This window comes from Pirellula sp. SH-Sr6A, from assembly GCF_001610875.1.
Classification (GTDB): Bacteria; Planctomycetota; Planctomycetia; order Pirellulales; family Pirellulaceae; genus JBKCUI01.
Window position 1 is genome coordinate 3,242,912 of record NZ_CP011272.1, and the last position, 19,562, is coordinate 3,262,473.

Annotated in this window: 12 protein-coding genes; 5 read left to right on the forward strand and 7 right to left on the reverse strand. The window is 56.6% G+C overall.

All coding sequences use genetic code 11. From position 1 onward, the window contains the following. Positions 1-14: 14 nt before the first annotated feature. From argJ to VN12_RS12625, 4 genes are all read right to left on the reverse strand, one after another. The gene (gene argJ / locus VN12_RS12610; protein WP_146677175.1) at positions 15-1,220 is read right to left on the reverse strand and encodes a bifunctional glutamate N-acetyltransferase/amino-acid acetyltransferase ArgJ; all 1,206 of its coding nucleotides are present in this window, start codon (positions 1,218-1,220) and stop codon (positions 15-17) included. A gap of 159 nt (positions 1,221-1,379) precedes the next feature. Then, positions 1,380-2,570: a DUF3419 family protein gene (locus VN12_RS12615; RefSeq protein WP_146677176.1), complete on the reverse strand. Its 1,191-nt coding sequence runs from the start codon at positions 2,568-2,570 to the stop codon at positions 1,380-1,382. 34 nt (positions 2,571-2,604) lie between these two features. Continuing rightward, positions 2,605-3,435 (reverse strand): hypothetical protein, encoded by an 831-nt coding sequence (locus tag VN12_RS12620; protein WP_146677177.1) that lies wholly within the window; start codon positions 3,433-3,435, stop codon positions 2,605-2,607. Between the two features lie 222 nt (positions 3,436-3,657). Then, positions 3,658-6,399, reverse strand: coding sequence for a protein kinase domain-containing protein (locus VN12_RS12625; RefSeq protein ID WP_146677178.1), 2,742 nt, complete (start codon positions 6,397-6,399; stop codon positions 3,658-3,660). A gap of 305 nt (positions 6,400-6,704) precedes the next feature. Here VN12_RS12625 and VN12_RS12630 point away from each other — a divergent pair, with 305 nt between their 5' ends. The 3 genes from VN12_RS12630 to VN12_RS12640 all read left to right on the forward strand — a co-directional run bounded on the left by VN12_RS12630 (position 6,705) and on the right by VN12_RS12640 (position 10,911). Further along, entirely contained in the window at positions 6,705-7,379 is a 675-nt protein-coding gene (locus tag VN12_RS12630; protein ID WP_146677179.1) for a hypothetical protein, read from the forward strand. Positions 7,380-7,513: 134 nt separating this feature from the next. Further along, entirely contained in the window at positions 7,514-9,592 is a 2,079-nt protein-coding gene (locus VN12_RS12635) for an ATP-dependent DNA helicase (protein WP_146677180.1), read from the forward strand. A gap of 11 nt (positions 9,593-9,603) precedes the next feature. Further along, positions 9,604-10,911 (forward strand): CCA tRNA nucleotidyltransferase, encoded by a 1,308-nt coding sequence (locus tag VN12_RS12640; protein ID WP_146677181.1) that lies wholly within the window; start codon positions 9,604-9,606, stop codon positions 10,909-10,911. Positions 10,912-10,967: 56 nt separating this feature from the next. On the opposite strand, the gene VN12_RS12645 is transcribed toward VN12_RS12640, so the two are convergent. After that, entirely contained in the window at positions 10,968-12,974 is a 2,007-nt protein-coding gene (locus VN12_RS12645; protein WP_168164373.1) for a redoxin family protein, read from the reverse strand. Positions 12,975-13,328: 354 nt separating this feature from the next. Here VN12_RS12645 and VN12_RS12650 point away from each other — a divergent pair, with 354 nt between their 5' ends. Then, positions 13,329-14,657 carry a sulfatase gene (locus tag VN12_RS12650; RefSeq protein ID WP_146677183.1) on the forward strand — a complete coding sequence of 443 codons (1,329 nt, stop codon included), beginning with the start codon at positions 13,329-13,331 and terminating at the stop codon, positions 14,655-14,657. 18 nt (positions 14,658-14,675) lie between these two features. Here VN12_RS12650 and VN12_RS12655 read toward each other — a convergent pair whose 3' ends face one another. Beyond that, on the reverse strand, positions 14,676-15,794 hold the full coding sequence (locus VN12_RS12655; protein ID WP_146677184.1) for a sialidase family protein: 1,119 nt from the start codon (positions 15,792-15,794) through the stop codon (positions 14,676-14,678). A 148-nt stretch (positions 15,795-15,942) separates the two neighbouring features. After that, positions 15,943-17,541: a pyridoxal phosphate-dependent decarboxylase family protein gene (locus VN12_RS12660; RefSeq protein ID WP_146677185.1), complete on the reverse strand. Its 1,599-nt coding sequence runs from the start codon at positions 17,539-17,541 to the stop codon at positions 15,943-15,945. Positions 17,542-17,872: 331 nt separating this feature from the next. Between VN12_RS12660 and VN12_RS12665 the strand changes: the two genes are divergently transcribed. Further along, on the forward strand, positions 17,873-19,438 hold the full coding sequence (locus VN12_RS12665; RefSeq protein WP_168164374.1) for an MraY family glycosyltransferase: 1,566 nt from the start codon (positions 17,873-17,875) through the stop codon (positions 19,436-19,438). The last annotated feature ends 124 nt before the right edge of the window (positions 19,439-19,562 follow it).

Here is a 19,562-nt window from a genome sequence, read left to right on the forward strand (position 1 = left end):
CGTAGACTCGCCGATTAGGTCGTGTACTCCGAATTGAATCGAACGTATTCGGTATTCAAATCGGTCGTCCAATGCATGGCTTCGCCTGGCCCCATGCCGACCTGAAGATCGATGCGAGTGAGCTTGCTAGCACGAATCGAGCTGCTGACGTTGGCTGCGTCGAAAGCGATAGGTTCCCCTCGTTCGAACAGAGGCAAACCATTGATTTGGAGCGCGGTCCACTCCGGACGCATCGGGACGCCTGCGTAGCCCGCCGCCGATACGATGCGCCCCCAGTTGGGATCCCCGCCGGTGATCGCGGTCTTGACCAAGTTGCTCAGAGCGATACTTCGGGCCATAGCATCGGCATCCGCATCGTTGTTCGCGCCATGCACCCGGATCTCGATCAAGTGCGTGGCACCTTCTCCGTCGTCGGGAATCTTCTTTGCCAATTCGATCGCGAGGCTAGTCAATTGTTCTGCAAACGCAGCTTCGTCGGCTCCTTGCAAGGCAGGACTCTGTGCTGTGGGCTGCGCCGCCAACAACACCAACGAGTCGTTCGTGCTCATGTGCCCTTCGACGCTGATGCAGTTGAAGGACTTGTTCGCGGCAGCCTGCAGCAGTCGTTGGGCTTGTCCGGGTTCGAGCGGTGCGTCGGTGATCAAGATGGCCAGCATGGTCGCCATCTTGGGTCCGATCATCCCAGCTCCCTTGCACATCCCCACGATGTGGGTCTCACGTCCGGCCAAGTGGAAGTGTCGGTCGCTGATCTTGCGGCCGATATCGGTAGTAAGAATTCCATCGCAAGCATTGAGATAGCCTTGTTCGGTCGCAGCCAATTCCTTGGCAGCCGCTTGGATACCTTTCTCGACTTTCTCCATCGGCAAGAAGCGACCGATGACACCGGTGCTCATGACGACGAATTGCTCCCCTTTCAATCCTCCCGTCGAATCGACTGCCTGCGCCGCCAGTTCGGTCATGCGCATCGCATCGCGATCCCCTTGCGCTCCGGTGCACGCGTTGGCATTCCCGCTATTGACGACGATTCCCCGGATTGCGTTCGAGGGGGTTCGCGATCGGGAGATGACCACCGGCGCCGCGACGACTCGATTGGTCGTATAGACGCCTGCTGCGATGCAGGGAGCATCGGAAACAATGAGGGTCACATCGCGCGCTCCAGCTCGCGTCTTGATCCCTGCCGAAACGCCTGCAAAACGAAACCCTACCGGCAAATGAACCATTGACTGACAACCCGCACCAAGAAAGAAACGATCAAAACCTTGCAGCGAACCGAACAAATCGATGCACCATCAACGACCTACCATCACCGAATTGCCGTCGCCCACGCAACATACCAGACATCGAGTGGTCGGTGCCCTGTTATGCCTTTTTCTAATCGGCTATCCATTTTTCAAATCGGCGATGTAGAAACTGCCGTACGTGTGGACGCGATCGAGCTGATGCAATCGGTTCGCGAGTTCCGTGTCGTAGGTAAGCAGTTCGCTGATCTTCACCGACTCACCGTTCTTTCGAACGACCACCTCGTCGATGAAATCGGTGCGCAATCCCCCGGATCGCCATAGTATTCGAGTTTGCGGTGCAGCCCGCATCAAGATCGCTTGCCACTCCGACTCGAGCCAAGGAAAGAAGTGATCGCTGAGCCAATCCATGTGGTCGAGCAGGATGAATCGTGTGATCTCTCCCTCGTGTCGCTCCAAAAATCCTTGGACGGAGTTGGTATGCACATTCAGTCGATCGAGCAAACCGCTTCGAAGCTTTTCGTAGTTGGCTTGTTTGACGTATTCGGGTGCGCAGGTCGGGGTGTAGGAGCCGGTGATGTACACGCGCCAGAAGTAGTTGTCCTGGATCGGAATTTTGGCAAAGACGGCTTCGAGCGAATCCTCGACGAACCGGACAATACCGCCGGGGTACTGTTGATCGATTTGACGTCGCTGCGCCTTGGGAACGCCGAGCATGCTGAGGGTGGTATCCCGGTTCATGGCAAACTTCAGCGACTTGGACCAAATCTTGTGACGGACTCGGTCATAGATCTCCTGCTGATCTTGCAGGGTGGGCGCGTCGAGAATCTCAATGACTTCTTTGCGGCAGCGAGCCACTTTGTCGATATACGATCCTACCATCCTCGCAAACGCACCGGAGGTTCCGCGGAAGTAGAACGTTTTCTTGGGATGGTCGAAGAAGCGGATCCATCGATCCCAGTATTTTTGCGAGACGGGACTCAGCGACTTCCGCAAGCGGGACGCGTAGACCGACTCCACATTGGGAAGCCTTCCTTCGCCGAACATTTTGTAGAACCGCTCGTAATCGAGGTTCCGAATGGCGGAGGCCTTCAGTTCGAGCAGCGCGTTTTGCCGCGGATTCATATCCACGGCATGGACCTCTCCTGCACCGGCGAGCAAGTAATCGAGGGCATTGCAGCCTGCGGAGGTGATCACCAGCACTTTGTCTTGCTGGGTCAAGTTCAATGCTTGGCGGTCGAGCCGGGGGTCTTCCCAGCAAGTGTTGTAAACAAGATTGTTACCGTGGACGAATCGAAAGACTCGTCCGCTAACCCATTCGCTGATGGCCATACTCGGGAGGTTTGCTTCTAACGCGTGCGCGTGACTAAGGTTTTCGTGGATTGACAGGAGCGTTGGGATTGTTGCCCGCGGGCTGCCCAAACGGATCCGCCGGGGGATTTGCCCCTGGGTTACCCGCTGGATTAGCGCCCGGATTGGCACCTGCGGGCATGGGGCCACCTGCCGGAAATGCAGGGCCGACTCCGCCCGGCTTCTTGGGATCGTTCTTGTTTGCATTCGGAGGATTGACCGGTTTCTTGACCCCGCTTTGCGGTTCGCGAATTTGACCTCCACCGATCGGGAGGATGGCGCCACCCTGCATTGCACTCGAGCTTTCCAAGGTTCGGTTCCACGGGATCGTGTAGGCGGCGAAGAATCCGCTCTTGGTATCGACGACGTAAACCAAGCACGCAGCAGGTCGGATATTGCTCCCTACCGACGCGGGATCGGCAGCCCCGGTGATCAAGAGATACTCGGGATTCTTGCTCATTCCCAATTGGGCTTGGACGTTGGTATAGAACATCCCCCCGAACGCGCCTTGCCGTGGGTAGTACACCCAGCACTTGAGATCCCCGGTGAGAAAATCGAGGGCAAAGAAGCCTTCGGAGCTCTCGTCGATCTGACCGGTTGCAACCGCCAGATTGGCGCCACCGTGGGTGGCGGATGCCTGCAACAGCTCGGGCGGAACGCGATCGCGAGGAATTCCATTCCATTGGCTCGCCTCCTGGCTCCCCTGACTCCATCGTCCCACGCCATAGCCAACACCAGCGATCGCTGCGATCGACAGACCGAGGAGAACTCCCAATGCGAGTGGATTCCATCGGCAGCATGCCTTCGCGGTTGGCTCACCGTCCAAGACTGGTAATTGATTCAACATTTCCGCCTACCCTCGCGTTAGATTCCCATGGGTCTACGAACTCAGCCCCCTACACACCTAGCCAATCGTCCAAGAATGCTTCCGTGCCGGGGGCGATCAATGGAGACACGCCATCCTCCCCAGTTTAGCGAATACCAAGTCCTCCGTAGACCCCAACCACTAATTTTTGACAAGGGGGAAGTCCGCTTCGAAGCCGTTTCTCCATCCATGCTCGATCCCTGCTTAACCGTTGCACAGCATCAACGATTCCAACCAATCTCCCCACTGCCGAATCGAGACCACATCCATCAACGGTTCATTCAGCGGGGAGACCGGCACTTGGCTATTCCCCCCCGGCCAATGGATCAGTCCTTGCCAAAAGCCACTTTCATCCACCTCCAACCTCAACTGCAGTGGATCGGATGACCGCCGGCCAGCAAAGCATGTCTGCAAGTCGACCCGCCCCAATTTATTCCAAGTCGAATTCCCCAATCTGGACCCCTCCACAAACTGCAAGACCGGTTGCCGTTCCCCTTCTTTGGAGAATCGCAAAGTCCGCGTTGCCTGGCACGACAGCGGCTTGTCTCGAGGAATCAAAATTCTGGGGGCCGTGACGCCACTAGCATCCTGCATCACGACACCGAGATCGTAGGCAGTGCTGGATACCGCATGGGGAGAATCGATATCCATGGGTGGCATCAAGTACTCTGCTTGAATGGCCGCTCCGCGGGCGATGTGGCTGGATTTAAGTGGGATCAATGGAACCTTCGGCCCCGCGACTTGGGCAACCGCATTCTGAATGGAGGGATACCACCGGGCGTCTCCAAGCAACAAGACCGCGTCGAATCCGCCCGGCGCGATCCCGACGCGATCGGCAACCTCTTTGGCATACAAACCGCAGTCGCTTACCAACTCATCCACCCACTCCTCGGGCCGATTCCTGTCGAGCCGCCCCTCGAACTTCCCGCCAGGGACCTCCACGATAAAGGGAACAACCGAGGCGGCACGCATCCGTTCAAAAGTTCTCTCCACCGTTCGCTGAATGCGCGACGCAATGCTCCGGTCCTCGCGCGCGCTCACACCGAATCGCTTTTCCAATTCGCTGGCAATCTTCTTCGCCATGCGATCATGCCATCGGACCATCCCGCGACGCCAGTCACCTGCGGTCGCGATCAACCGAACCTTCAATCCCTCCACTTGGACAACGGAAACTTCGCATGAAGAACCCGTCAACATCGCGACCAGAAACGTCCGGCGATACCCGTCCTCCGAAGCCGTCTTGGCCAAACGGGAATCGATCTCCACATGGGCCAACGTCGCCGCCAAAGGCTTTTCCAACAGCTGAAGCAATTCGATCCCTGCGATCGAACAAGCGGTTTTAGTGCTCCATCGGTGCAACTGATCGTAACACGCGGGAACGGTTACGACGGCATGCGAGGCGCTGGGCAGAACATGCCGCGTCGCGTTGACCATCTGCCTTACCACGGCTGCTACCAAGACCTCCGGTGGCACCTGCCTGCCTCCGAAAGGTCGCTCGAGCAACGGCAGTCCATACCATCGCTGCATCCCATAGAAGATACGATCGGGTTGACTCGCCCGAAGTTCCGCAGCCTGTCCCCCGACCGCAACCCGCTCTCCATCGCTGTACAGCATGTTGCGAAGCGTGGTTGATTCCCCATCGACCGGGACCTCTTCTACCTTGTGCTCTCGATCGATATAGCTCACCCGGGAATGGATCATCCCCAATTCGATCCCAATGGCTGCTAACTGCCTCTGCGAAGTCGAGGGAGCAAGACCAAAATCGGTTGGGCGAACCGGGGAAATCTTTGGTAGTACCGACTCACCTTGCCGCGACGAAGACTCCAGCCCTTCCATCAAATTCAATCGCTGCAGTTTGTCGATCAACTCCGCTGCCGACTGAAGCCGTTCGTCTGGGTTCTTTGCCACCAACGATTGGAAAACCGAATCCAATCGAATGTCGACATCCGCGCGGACTTCGTACAACGCAGGCGGTCTGCGGTGGACCTGCGCTAATGCAGTCTGCACCAACTCTCCCGAAAACATGGGCCTGCCGGTCAGCAAATAAAAAACCGTGGCTCCGAGCGAATACAGATCGCACCGATGGTCGACTTGATCAGGTGCATTGATTTGTTCCGGAGCCATGAACTCGACCGTTCCGATAATCTGCGAACGTGTCCGATCCTTGGTGCTCTCCATTCGGTCGCGCAGCACGGCGAGTCCAAAATCTAGAATCTTCAGCGTCCCACTGGGCGTCAGCATCATGTTGCTCGGTTTGATATCCCGATGAACGATCCCGAGTGAATGCGCATACTCGAGAGCCGATGCGGCTTGGATCAATATCTCCACGACCTCTCGGGTCGACATTGGACCTGAAGCTGCGATCCGCTGTGATAACAACTCGCCTCGAATCAACTCCATAACCAGAAAATGCACCTGAGCATCCCCGGACCGGTGGCAACCTGCGTCAAAGGCGGTGACAATGTTGGGATGCATAAGTTTCGCGGTCGCGCGCACTTCGGCGTAAAACCGTTCGCGGGCGAGCGCGTCATGAGACATCGACTGGGGCAATATCTTCAACGCCACCTCCCGATCCATAGTCCGGTGCTTGGCCCGGAAGACTTGCCCCATCCCCCCAGCGCCGATTCGTTCCAGGATGACGTATTCCCCTAACACGGGGAGCGAAGGGGTTTTCGGATCGGACCCGCGATCCAATGGTACAACCCCGGGTTGCAATTCAAACTCGCCGGAATCGCTGTTCGGGTCGAAGTCCCCGATACCGGCGATTTGCCCTTTCTCATCGCCCTCTCCATTGGTGTCGACGTTACCACGCCCCGCCAAACCGCTCCGGGCATCTGCTCCTATACCTCCCCCGTGCAAATCGATCGCCCGGGTAACGGCTGGCCGCGCGACGGGAGGCCGGGGAACCGGCGGGGGGACAGGCAAGTCGGATGGGCTGTCGGACATGTCGAGTTGGATTCACAAAATGGAAGGAGGAAGGTCCCGGAAGCGGCGCATCACCAGCCCGCCTCCAGGTCGCTACCTTCAATATTCACCTGGAATCGAGGGGAAAAAAGATTCAATTCCGGCAATTCCCCGACAAAACCGACCATCCCCGGGCGAACGTGAGGCGTGCGACAGGTCGTTTGCCCTCCCCACGTTTCCCATTCCCAGCTTGCCCCCACCCAGTCACTCCGGCTATCTTCCTCCCTCCCCAGGTCGCCCATTCCCCGGCCCCCGCGACCGGTCGCACAGCACGTCAGGATGACGCGATGGAAACCTCCCTGCACCGAGAACTCAAAAAACTCTACGCCGCCTCCCCCGACGCCATCGAGGTGGCTGAGTCGAATTACCGGATCGACGCCATCGACACCGCCGGCGCGTTGGTCGAAATCCAACATGCGGGCCTCGGGATTCTTCGCCGCAAAATCCTCTCACTCTTGGAAGACGGGCATCGCGTTCGCATCGTGAAGCCTTGGATCGAGCGAAAGATCATCGAGACCTACGACAAGAAAACAGGCGAACTCCTCCGAAAACGGAAGAGCCCCAAATCCCAGCGCCCTATCCAGTTCTTCGGTGAACTCATTCATTTCACGCAAGTCTTCCCGCACCCGCGCCTCTCGATCGAGATTCTCTCGGTCCAATGCATCGAACGCCGGATCGATACCCCCAAACGGGGCCGGCGCAAGCAATACAAATCGCTGGATATGATGTTGGCCCTCACCCCCGACCCGAATTCTGCGACCCCGCTGCGCACAACCAAAGACCTCTGGAAACTGATGGGGCGCCCTAAACTCCCCAAAACCTTTGACACGATGGAGTTGGCCCAAGCTATCGGCGAACCGCGATGGCTCGCCCAGCAAATCGCCTACGTTCTCCGCCGGTGCGGCGCCACGGAGCAACACTCCAAACGAGGCAACGCCATCGTTTACCACCGCGCTGCTTAGCCCGGTCCCCTCTCTATTACGTCGCTTGCTCTGAAGCCCCCAGCTCCTCTTCTAAGCATTCTGCTTCTACTCATTCTCCTGCCCGCGTGTTAGTCTTATGGCCACGACCCGTTTCCCCTCGGTAGCCCCTGCACATGACTTCCCTCGACATTCATTCCATTCTCGGACCGGAAGGGAATATCGCGCGCAGGATCCGAAACTACGAGCACCGACGCGAACAGCTTCAAATGGCGGAAGCAGTCGAGAAGGCCCTTCACGACGGCCATCATCTCGTCGTCGAAGCAGGGACTGGGGTCGGTAAAAGTTTCGGCTACCTCGTTCCCGCGATCCTCTTCGCAACCCAAGCAGAAGGTCGGATGGATTCCCCCCCGTCGCCGCGGCTCTCTCGCAAAGACCAAGAAGAACTGGGAGGTTCCGACAAAGAGGAGGAGAAAATACGACGGGTCATCGTCAGCACCCACACGATCAGTCTTCAAGAACAACTGGTCGCCAAAGACCTACCTCTCCTTAAAGCCGTCATTCCTCGCGAGTTCACCAGCGTTCTCGTCAAAGGCCGAGGCAACTATCTTTCCAAGCGCCGCCTCGGCCTCGCCATGAGCCGGGCCGCGAGCCTTCTCCAAAGCGATCGGGATTACGATCAACTGGAACAGATCGCTCTTTGGAACAAGGAAACCCACGAGGGCTCCCTCAGCTCCCTTCCTTTCAAACCGAGTATGTCGGTCTGGGATGAGGTTGCCAGCGACTCCGGCAATTGCATGGGTCGCAAATGCGATCACTTCAACGAATGCTTTTACTACGCAGCCCGACGCCGTGTCCATAACTCGCAAATTCTCGTGGTGAACCACGCATTGTTCTTCAGCGATCTCGCTCTCCGCGCTCAGGGTGCCGGCATGCTCCCCGAATACGACGCCGTCATCTTCGACGAGTCCCATACAATTGAGTCGGTGGCGGGAGAGCACTTAGGTCTCCAGATCAGCAACTCGCAAATCGATTACACCCTTCGCAAACTGTTCAACCCTCGCAACGACAAGGGAATCCTCTCCGCACTGGGTTTGAAACAGCTCACCCGAGAGACCTACCGATGCATGGAATCGCTCGACGCCCTCTCCGAAGATCTCCTCTCCTGGCTCGCTAATTCCGCGTCTGGCAATGGTCGCGTTTACGATCTTCTGGAGGTTCAAACGGACCTCCCAGTGTTGTTGCAATCTCTCTCCGAGCAATTGGAACGATTTGGCCAGGACTTGAAGAATGCGAACGATCGACTGGAGTTGATGTCGGCCAGCAAACGCCTCACGGCCCTTGCCAACACCCTGGATCAGTGGCTCAAACAGAAAGAGACCGATGCGGTCTATTGGCTTGAAAAGTCGGAGTCCCGCAGTCAATTCGGCCGCGGCTCGGTCCGCATAACACTTCGAAGCAGCCCCATCGATATCTCGAAACATCTCAAGACCGCGTTGTTCGACAAGGTGCGGACAGTTGTCTTGACCAGCGCGACCTTGTCGACCGGCAAATCGCAGGGGTTTCAGTTCTTTCAAAAGCGGATCGGAGCACTCAAAGCCGCTGCGCTCCAGGTCGGCAGTCCCTTTGATTACAAACGATTGGCGCGGCTAGAACTGGTGACCGATCTCCCGGATCCCTCGCAAGACAAAGCCAATTACGAAAAGAAAGTCTTGCCGACCATTCGGCATTATGTAGCGGCGCACGAAGGGCGCGCGTTTATTCTGTTCACCAGCTATGACATGCTGCGAAAGACTTGCGACGCCCTCAGGCCTTGGATGCTCGAGCGAGGTTTGGCTGTCTACTCGCAAGCCGATGGGACACCTCGCACACAACTTCTCCAAGACTTCAAAGCCAACCCAAGGGGTGTTCTTTTCGGCGCCGAAAGCTTCTGGCAGGGAGTCGACGTTCCAGGGGATGCGTTGCAGTTGGTGATCATCAGCAAACTGCCGTTTAGCGTCCCCGATCATCCGCTTCTCGAAGCGAAACTCGAAGACATTCGACGCAAAGGAGGCAACCCGTTCCGCGATTACCAATTGCCGGAAGCGGTGATCAAGTTCAAGCAAGGGTTCGGACGTTTGATTCGCACCGCCACCGACTCGGGTGTTGTGTTGGTTACCGATCCACGGATTGTGACCAAACCGTATGGCAGGCTCTTCGTGGAGTCACTTCCCGATTGCCAAGTCATCCATGTTCAGGCGAAAGCGGAGCCTTGAGATTGCGCGACATGGCCGTTTGGAATGACTCCTCCGAACTCTACCAGTTCGCCAAGGAGATCGTGTCTCGCCTGCAGCGCAGCGGTCACATCGCGTACTTCGCCGGCGGATGCGTCCGAGATGCCTGCATGGGCAATGCACCCCATGATTACGACGTCGCGACCAGCGCTCGATTGGAACAAGTCATCGCGCTGTTCGGTCCCAAAAACACCCTCGCAATCGGGGCCGCGTTCGGAGTCGCATGCGTTCACCGTCGCATCGGTGGGACGCGCTACCAAGTCGAGATTGCCACCTTTCGCTCCGACGGGACCTACAGCGACGGTAGACACCCCGATTGGGTCCAATTCTCACGTCCAGAGGAAGACGCACAACGCCGTGACTTTACGATCAACGGTATGTTCTACGACCCCATCGCGGAAGAACTCAAAGATTTTGTAGGGGGTGCAATCGATCTCGCGGCCAAACGGATTCGCGCCATCGGACAAGCAGACCATCGAATCGACGAAGACAAACTCCGTATGCTCCGAGCCGTCCGCTTTGGCGCACGGTTTGGTTTCGAAATCGATCGCGAAACTGCCGATGCGATCAAGCGGCATGCGAATGAGATTTTAGTTGTGAGCGGAGAACGCATCGCCGCCGAGATGCTCAAACTCTTTGAATCGCCGAAGCGAGGGTGGGGAATCTCGGAATTGTATGGGCTCGGACTACTGGCTCCCTTGTGGCCCGAACTGGATGGACGCTGGCGAGAGGATGACGCGCGACGCGAAAGGGGAATGCGCTGCCTCAGCCGATTTCAACCCGAGCACGACGGCGATTCTTCGATGTCTGCATCCGTAGCGCTGCTCTGGTTGTGCTCCCAATCCGAACCGACTCGAGGCGTGCCGCAGAGCGAAGCAGCCGAGATATTGGGAGCTATTCAAGCGAGATGGAAGCTCTCGAATCGGGTCACAGAGCAAGCGATTTTCGCGATGAGCCATGTGGATGCGATTCGATCTGGCGACCAGCTTCCTTGGTCCCAAATCCAGCCGATCTTGATCGCCGAGCACGCCCCCTTGGCGGTGGAAGTGGCCGGGACCCTCGTTGCCGAAGAAGCTCTCGATGGCCGAGGGATCTCGTTTTGTCGCGATGCCTTGCGATGGCCCGCCGAGGAACTGAACCCGGCACCGCACCTTACCGGGCGCGATCTGCACGCACTGGGGCTCCGACCGGGCCCTCGGTTTGCGGAACTCTTGCGCAAAGCTCGATCGATGCAATTGGACGGCTATCATGGCAATCGCGACGAAGCCCTAGAGTGGCTCCGTCACCAACCTGAATCCTAGTCACCAACCTGAAACCCCGTCACTCGCCTGAGAGCGAACGTCGCTTGCTAGGCGACTCACCCCGGCGGTAATTCACTTCGTTCGAGGACTTTGTCTCGGTTCTTGTCGAGGCGATCGAACAAAGGCAACATCCGCTCTGGGACTTGGTCTCTCAACAGCTTGTCATCCCCGTCGGTATCCAGGAAGTTGAAGATTTGCGAAGGGGTGGGGGAGGTACCGCGCCCCACTTTCTCAAGCGGCTTGGAAACTCCCGTTTTGGGATCGATGGGCACGGCGATGTGGAAGTAGCCGATCATCATCTCTTCGTACGTTTGATCCCCCCAAGCCACCCAGTTGGTGGGGTCGGGGTTATTAAGGTTTTTGGTGGAGTTGTCGAACACCGCTTCGCAAAGGATACGGGTTCCTGCCGGGAGCGGTTTCTTGGTCGCGAGCCGATACTCGGTTTGCCAATTGAAATCGTATGCGGGGATATCGAGGAGAACTTCTCGGTTTTTGTCTGGATAGACGGCCGTGTACCGGAACGCTTTCCCTCGCAGGTGCATGTGCGGGCTCATCGAAAGGAGATCGCATGCAGGGAGTTCCTCGGGGAGCATCGCTGCGGTTTTGTAGTTCGCTTCGTTCGGAGGAATGCGAAGATTGGTTTGAACCGAGCTAGTCGTTTGGACCTCATGGGTAATCGAGGCTTTGTCTGCAAACCAGAAGCCGACTTTGCTCAAGTCTTCTTGCGCGGTTCCGATGGGCGTGTAGTGGACTTGGAAGACCAACTCGCTGTTGGCGGGAATTCGCTTTGCCATTCCCTCGGGCATCCTTTCGACGCGTGTCCCCGGAACGTAGCCGACTAAAAAGCCGCGCTCGCCACCGAAGGCCCGATTCTTCTTGTCGTTCTTGTCGCGAACGAAGACCAGAACATGGTGCACCACCGCTCGATTCCCCGGGACGATCTCCATTCCTCGAACCCAAATATCCTCCGAGTTGTTCAAGTCGGAAACAAAGTATTGGTATTTCACTTCCCCCTTCGCGGGAACACGAAAGGGTTCCTTCGCCATGGGCACGACGAGGTCGGGCGTGGAAGCCAATTGCCATCCTTCGACAAACGACAGAGGTTCCGGTTCTCGCTCTGGATTTCCGCGAGGGGTACCGAGAGAGGCCCACGTTTCGAGGGTATCGATTTCTTCCTGGGTCATGCGTCGGTCGTTTGCGAACTGACCGTGGTCGGGGCTGGCATGCCAAGGAGGCATGCGTCCCTCGCGGACCACTTCGAGGACCATGTCGGCCCAGGAGGAGGCGTCTTCATAATTCGAAAGATCCATCGGCCCAATTTCATCCGGGCGATGGCAACTGACACATCGTTTCTGCAGAATGCGGCTGACTTGCTCCGCATAAGTCACGGAACTAGCCGCTGCACCGTCCGCCGAATCGGCCTGCGATCGTTTGCGACCGATCAAGCAGCCAGGGGCTTTGGTGATGGGGGTTTCGACGACGCGACCTGCGAGCACGGATTCGATTGCATCGACGAGCGGCTGTTCATTGGCCTGCTCGCGTAGAAAGCCGATACCGTACTGGTCGTCGATCATTCCTCGGTAGACCAAGCGTCCTTTTTCGTCGACGACGCAGACTTCGGGGGTTCGTGTGACACCCAACACATCCGCCCAACGTTGATCGGGGTCTTTCACAAACGGGAATTCGATTTGGTATTTGCGAGCATGGGCCGCCATTTCGGCCAAGCTATCTTGGACGTTGGAATCGACGGCCACAAATGAGACCTCCTTCCCGTTTAACTGCTTTTGCAGCTCGACCAGTTTGGCCGAGTACATTTTGGCCAACGGGCACTGGGTCCCGAGGAACGCGTAGACGACCGCTTTTTTCCCTCGAAACTCTTCCGTCTTCCACTCTTTACCTTGATAGTCCGTCCATCGCCCGTCAGGAATCCTTTGTCCGATGTCCACCGCTTTGACTGCGATCGGCTGGGCGGAATCGTTCCCATGCGAGGAGACGGGAACACCGAGCAACAGGATTGCACCGAGCGAGAGGGATGAACCTATAGAGAAGAAAGACTGTCGCATGCACGATCGCCCGGGGCCGGACGCTCCTTTTCCAAAAACACACAGCTTCAAGAACACACGGTTCATAACACACAGCGAAAAGATCCCAATCGGGCTGACCACTCTTTAGCGCTGCTCGCCTAAAGCCCAGCTCGCCTATCATCGCTACTCGCCCTTCCGTGAGGCTCGCCGGTCCTTGGCACTAGGCTGATCACACGCTGAGCCAGTCACGAATTGAGCCAGTCACAAACTTGAATACAACCGACTAGAATATCCTTTTGCTACCCCGATCACAACATCGAAGGCATCGCATTGTCTCGCGGTTTTCGTCTATTGAATTCCTCCACCCCTCCTCCTTTTGGGAATGATCTCACCATGATTCGAACGCGGGCTCGCCAAACCTTCTGCGCCGGCAGATGGTTCCATTTAGTTGCCAGCTTCGGCATTGCTCTGCTTGCTTTGGGAACGATTGCCCAGTCCGCTCCGCCGAATGTGGTCATGATCATTTCCGACGACCACGCTTGGACCGATTACGGATTTATGGGGCATCCGCACATCCAGACGCCGAACATCGATCGGCTGGCTGCCGAGAGCCTTACCTTTCGCCGCGGGTATGTTCCCTCCAGCCTTTGCTGCCCAAGTTTGGCGACGATTCTTACCGGTCGTTACCCCCACCAGCACAAAATCACCTCGAACGATCCGCCATTGGTTGCGGGGATGAAGCCGGGGCAGTTCCAAGCGTCGGAAGCGTTTCGAGTTGGACGCGAGACGATGAATGCCCATATGCGAGCGGTCCCCACTCTGGCTCGTTCCTTAAGCGAAAACGGTTACCTCACACTTCAGACCGGCAAATGGTGGCAAGGGGAGTATCAGCAAGGGGGATTCACCCACGGCATGACCCGCGGTGGTCGGCACGGAGATGATGGGCTCGCGATCGGAAGAAAGACGATGGAGCCGATCGATTCATTCCTCGACGAATGCACCGAAAAGAACAAGCCTTTCCTGGTTTGGTATGCGCCCATGCTTCCCCACGATCCGCACACCCCTCCTGAACGCCTTCTGGAAAAATACAAAAAGTTGCACCCGAGCATCCATGTGGCCAAGTATTGGGCGATGGTCGAATGGTTTGATGAAACGGTCGGGCAGCTGCTCAAGAGTTTGGACGATCGCAAACTCGCAGACAACACCATCGTGGTGTACGTGGCCGACAACGGCTGGATCCAGAATACGGATGGCCCTCGCTATGCGCCGAAGTCGAAGCAGTCCCCATATGATGGTGGGTTGCGAACCCCGATCATGGTTCGCTGGCCGGGTAAAATCGCGCCCCAGCAGAGCGAGGAACTAGCGCAAAGCATCGACCTGGCTCCCACGCTTTGGAAGGCGCTCGGGATGCCCGTTCCCGAGGGATTGCCGGGCATCGATCTGCTCGACGCCAAAGCGCTCGCGAGCCGAAAAACGCTGCAGGGGGCATGCTTCACTCATAACGCTATCGACTTGAACCGTCCTGAGAAGAACGTTCGTTGGCGTTGGTGTATCGATCAAAACTGGAAGCTCATCCTCCCTGATCCCACCAACGAACCTGACGGAAAGCCCGAGCTTTACGATATCTTGGCCGATCCGACGGAAACCAAGAATCTTGCGGACCAAGAGCCGCAGCAGCTAGCTCGACTGACGGAACAACTGAATCGATGGTGGACGCCCTAGATAGAGTACCCCGGCAGATCAGGGCTTTAGTTCCAACACAACATGCTTGATCTTTTCACGCAACCAAGTGTAGGTGATGTGGATTTTGCCATCGCGTGTTTGGATCACCGCCGGATAGCTGAACTCTTTCTTCGGTTCGTTTTCCAGTTCCAAGACTGGTTTCCAGGATCGCCCATCGGCAGATAGGGCGACGTTGAGTGGAGATCGCCGTCCCCCCCATTCCTGCGACTCCTTGGTGACATGGTTATAGACCAAGAGGTGGATGCCGCTGCGAAGCGTGATCGCGTCGGTCCCAGAATTGGGATTGGGGAGATCGATCAAACTCATTTCGCCCCAGGTCTTGCCCAAATCGCTCGATTCCATTTGAAAGACTTTCCCCTGACGACTTCTGCCCAGCGCCAAAAGTCGATCGCCACCCAACTTGAGAATGCTAGGTTGGATGGCGCCGAATCGCGTGGGATCGTTCAGAGGTGGCGTCCTAGTCCAGGACTTGCCCAGATCCTTGGTCCACTCGAAGTGCACGGTCCATTGGCTCTTAGCGTCCGGTGTTTCATTGCTGGTTGGACATAGGATCGTTCCATCGGCCAGTTCGATCGGCTTGTTTTTGATCGGACCCAAAATTCCGTCTGGGAGCCGGACACTGGGACTCCAAGTCTTCCCGTGGTCGCTGGATTGCGAGAGCATCCCCCACCAAGCGTCCGGGTTAGGGCCCGCTTTATAAAAGAGAAGAAGCGGGCCATTGGAAGGCTGAAAGAGAACGGGATTCCAAGTCGGAACGCGTTTTACATCGACTGTCTTTGCCTTTTCACCCATCCCGACCCGCTGCGGCGTGGCCCATTGGAACTGAATACCATTGGCTACTTCCACCGGTGCAGTCCATTGCTCCTTCTCATAGCGAGACACCCAAATGCCAACATCATCGGACTTTTCGTGGAGACCGCCGAACCACGCTGTGACCAAGGTACCGTCCGCGGCCTCTTCGATGGTAGAAGCATGGCAACTCGGAAAAGGAGCTTTCTCGTAGATGAACTCTTCGGCGACTTTAACTAGCTCTTGCGCCCAAGCAGTGGGCGACATGGGGGCGATGGGAAAAGCGCATAAAGCAGTCAGTGCGACTGCGAACAATGTCTTCGGCATGATGATCGTTCCTGGGGGGTTGGTATCGGGGTGAGTGTTCGAGCGACAAAATTGTAGCGAATGAGATGTGCTGCGAGGGGAAGCCATCGAGCCAAGCTCCGCGATGTTGCGAAGTTGCCATGAGAACGAGATTTCCCGGCAGCAACCGCTACAGTTCTTCAATGCTTTCGACAATGCGGTCGACCATCGCTTCGGTCGTTTTGGGATTAAAGAAGACAGCTTTCCATGCGGGGATATCGATGCCGTGCGGGCAATAACCGAAACTGGTGGTAAATCCGAGCCGAGCATCGATCGCTGAATCCATCATCTTCGCTCTCTTGTCATAGAGACGGCGAATCTCGGGTAGGTATCGATGTCGTTGCTCAAGGGTTAGTTCGTTGCGTACCAGTTGTTGGTAGATCTCCTCTGCGTTGCGACCTTTTGGGAATACCCACCAATTGACGCTGGCTCCCGGGGTGCCCGCATTGAGAACTTTGCAATACTCCAATTGGGCCAGTTTCGTCTTCAATCGGTGCGCCAATTCCAACGAACGAGCCAAGAGCATTTGCCAACCGGTCAAACCGATACCGTTGAGGGACGCGATCACACTGTAGGGACCCAGCGCGGGACGCGAGCACTCCAACGTAAACAAAGCTGGATCGCGGCTCGCGTTGGCATCCGAAAAGTAAGGTGTATCAGAAACGGTCCTCGCCAAGTATTTCAGATCTTCGCGTCGATTCACGATGAATGCGCTGGCGGGGTAATGACCTCGCCCCATCTTGTGAAAGTCGATCGTGACGGAATCGGCGAACCGAAGCCCCTGGTTCTTGGACTGGATCGAGCTGACAAGCCCAAGGATTTCGGTATCGAACGAAAGACCATTCTCACCCACGTCGTAATCGCTCAACATCGAGAGTGCCCAGCCGACCGCGGCATCGACATGCAGTTGAGGAACCACCATGTCGTACTCCGCGGCCTTCCGATGCAGGAGATGGTGAACCGCTTCGATATCGTCAAAACCAAATCCATCGGTGGTTCCGAACGTGCAACAAATGTAGGCTACTTTAGTGCGAGTCTGATAAAGTGCATCGAGTTGTTCCGACAATAAATCCATCCGCATGGAAAGATTTTCATCCGTTGGGATCTCGATCAGATTTTCGGTTCCGATCCCGAGCCAGCCGGCGACGGTTTGATTGGAATAGTGGCTGGCTTGGGAACTGATCCCGACAATCCGTTCGGCCCCCAACCCCGTTCGCATCGCACCGGGGAGAACCCGCTCCAGACCTATCTTCGCGCCGTATAGATTCGAGATGGTACCCCCGATCGTAAAAACGCCCCAAGGATCGTCGGTGTGATAGAAGATCAAGTTTGCCAACGTCGTGATCGCCTTGACCTCCAACTCGTTGGAGCGTTGGCTGTAGCGATCCGTGCACAAATTTGGGTTTTTCAGCAAGCAGGCCAGCATGCCGATGAGCGAGGCATTGTTGGCGGGACCGCGCACATTCTCCAAATGAAGCGGATTGTTCCAGCTATCGGTTCCCCAAAAGTAGGGGAATATCACATCGCGGGCGTCCTTGAGATTCCCCGGCAAGTTGTGAATTTCGGGATTCGCTCGGGCCGTTTCATAATTCTGGCTCATGATGGCCGAGGGGATCATCGCCGATTCCGCAGCCGCAGCAGCGAGCAATTCGCTGAAGATTTGGGTGATCGCCGGTTGCTGCCACTCAAAAAACGTGGAAACCAGTTCGTCATACTTGCGGCGATCCATTCTTTTTCCTTATCCCGTCCAGTTGAGCCCCCGATCGGTGATGGCGGACAATTCCATCTACAGCGATCCGGATCGGCACGCACGTAGGTCATAGAACCGAGGTTTCAAATCGAAGTTTGGTGCCCCAACGAAGATCTGATCCATTCACCTGGTAATCTGTATCGGTTGCGAGGGAGATCCGAATTGTAGCATTAACTTTTACGAATACTTCTCGAACGAAGACCTAGACGGACAGGTAAGGGGTGAGGATCATGAGGGGAGTGCAGCGAGAATGGTTGGTAGCAACCGCAGGTATGCCCGGTGCCTTGATTCTGCACCCTCGACCCTCATCGTGTTGTTAGCACCAATGATTTACCCACTAGTAGCCCTCACGATTGCTTTATTCATCTCTCTGGTCGTGACTCCCATCGCGCGTCGGGTCGCGATGCGCGTTGGGTTGGTGGACCATCCTGATTCGCATCGCAAATTGCATCGAGAGCCGGTGGCCCTTTGTGGCGGGGTCGCAGTCTTGATCAGCCTGATCGCGAGCGTCGCACTCATGCTCGGTGTTCGGGAAGACATCGCATCGGCATCGACTTCGAACATCTATCAAGCCGTCTCGTTAACCCTCGGCGCGATATCGATTGTCGCGTTAGGAGTGCTCGACGACCGCATCGGCTTGAGAGGTCGACAAAAGTTAGCAGGGCAAGTCCTCATCTGCGCTTCCTTGATCGCCTTCGGCTTTACCATTCCGCGCTTGAGTTTGTTCGGGTGGGAGTTTGAACTAGGTGTCCTTGTCGTCCCTGTTACCTTGGGATGGCTTTTGTTGGCGGTGAACTCGGTGAACTTGATCGATGGAGCGGATGGCCTTTGCTCATCTGTCGGCTGGATCGCATGCGCCTCCCTCTCCGCAATCGGTTACTGGACAGGAAACGCTGTGGAATCGATTCTCGCGGCGAGCATGGCAGGAGCGCTTCTCGGCTTTCTGTTTTTCAATTTGCCCCCAGCCAAGGTTTTTCTTGGAGACGCGGGGAGCATGCTGGTTGGATTGGTGTTGGGCGTGCTCGCGATGCGATGTTCCGTGAGCGGCAACACGCCTCTTCCTATCATGGTTCCCGTCGCGCTCATGGCGATTCCACTCTTCGACTCCTCGATGGCCATCATTCGTAGGAAGCTCACCGGCAGAAGCGTCTTCACTGTCGACCGCGGACACTTGCATCACAACTTGATGAGGCTGGGTATTCGCAATCAATGGTTGGTCGGAGCTATCACCCTGCTGTCGGTCGTCACATCGGGCGGGGCCGTATTGAGTGTCCTGGCCGGGACGGATCTGATCGCCGTAGCAGCCATCCTCTTAGCGATGGGGCTATTGATCGCAACACGCGCCTTCGGATTTGCCGAACTGGAGTTGCTTTGCAAGCGAGTGTGGTGCTTTACCAAAAGTCTTTTGGCCCGTCGCGGCTTGGCGGAAAATACCGTCCGCATCCAGAAAGTTCGATTGCAGGGGTCGCGCGAATGGGAGATCGTCTGGAGCACCTTTGTCGAGTTCGCCGAAAAACATTCGCTCGCCAAAATCTCCCTCGATCTCAACATGCCATGGCTCCACGAAGGCTTTCATGCCAACTGGAATGTGAACAGCATGCCCGAAATCGCAGACCGATGGCAGGTCAAGCTGCCGATCGAATCCGAAGGCCGGATCCTCGGCCGGCTGGAAATCATCGGCAAGTATCAGGGGCCTGCCACCTACGACGTACTCGCTTACTTGTCCGATATGTTGGTGGAGCTGCAGCCGTCGATCGAATCGGTCATCAACGGTTTCGAGAATGTGCAAGTCTCGAGCGAGGCGAGCCGAGTTCCGGGGTCCCCCAGAGTGGCTCAGCAGACCGTGCCGCAAGCTGTGCAGGAACTCGCTTCATAAAAGTGTCGCCAACGGCGTCTTCTTCAGGATGCATTGCTAGCTTTTGCTTCTTTCCCGCTTGGCAGGGATCCAGCGCTGCGTTGGGGATGGGATTGCAGGTATACTGACGTACTTCCCCTCTTCA

Excerpts from the sequence above, each read along its gene's own strand:
- argJ (WP_146677175.1), bottom strand. The coding sequence starts at position 1,220 with ATGGTTCATTTGCCGGTAGGGTTTCGTTTTGCAGGCGTTTCGGCAGGG.
- VN12_RS12615 (WP_146677176.1), bottom strand. The coding sequence starts at position 2,570 with ATGGCCATCAGCGAATGGGTTAGCGGACGAGTCTTTCGATTCGTCCAC.
- VN12_RS12620 (WP_146677177.1), bottom strand. The coding sequence starts at position 3,435 with ATGTTGAATCAATTACCAGTCTTGGACGGTGAGCCAACCGCGAAGGCA.
- VN12_RS12625 (WP_146677178.1), bottom strand. The coding sequence starts at position 6,399 with ATGTCCGACAGCCCATCCGACTTGCCTGTCCCCCCGCCGGTTCCCCGG.
- VN12_RS12630 (WP_146677179.1), top strand. The coding sequence starts at position 6,705 with ATGGAAACCTCCCTGCACCGAGAACTCAAAAAACTCTACGCCGCCTCC.
- VN12_RS12635 (WP_146677180.1), top strand. The coding sequence starts at position 7,514 with ATGACTTCCCTCGACATTCATTCCATTCTCGGACCGGAAGGGAATATC.
- VN12_RS12640 (WP_146677181.1), top strand. The coding sequence starts at position 9,604 with ATGGCCGTTTGGAATGACTCCTCCGAACTCTACCAGTTCGCCAAGGAG.
- VN12_RS12645 (WP_168164373.1), bottom strand. The coding sequence starts at position 12,974 with ATGCGACAGTCTTTCTTCTCTATAGGTTCATCCCTCTCGCTCGGTGCA.
- VN12_RS12650 (WP_146677183.1), top strand. The coding sequence starts at position 13,329 with ATGATTCGAACGCGGGCTCGCCAAACCTTCTGCGCCGGCAGATGGTTC.
- VN12_RS12655 (WP_146677184.1), bottom strand. The coding sequence starts at position 15,794 with ATGCCGAAGACATTGTTCGCAGTCGCACTGACTGCTTTATGCGCTTTT.
- VN12_RS12660 (WP_146677185.1), bottom strand. The coding sequence starts at position 17,541 with ATGGATCGCCGCAAGTATGACGAACTGGTTTCCACGTTTTTTGAGTGG.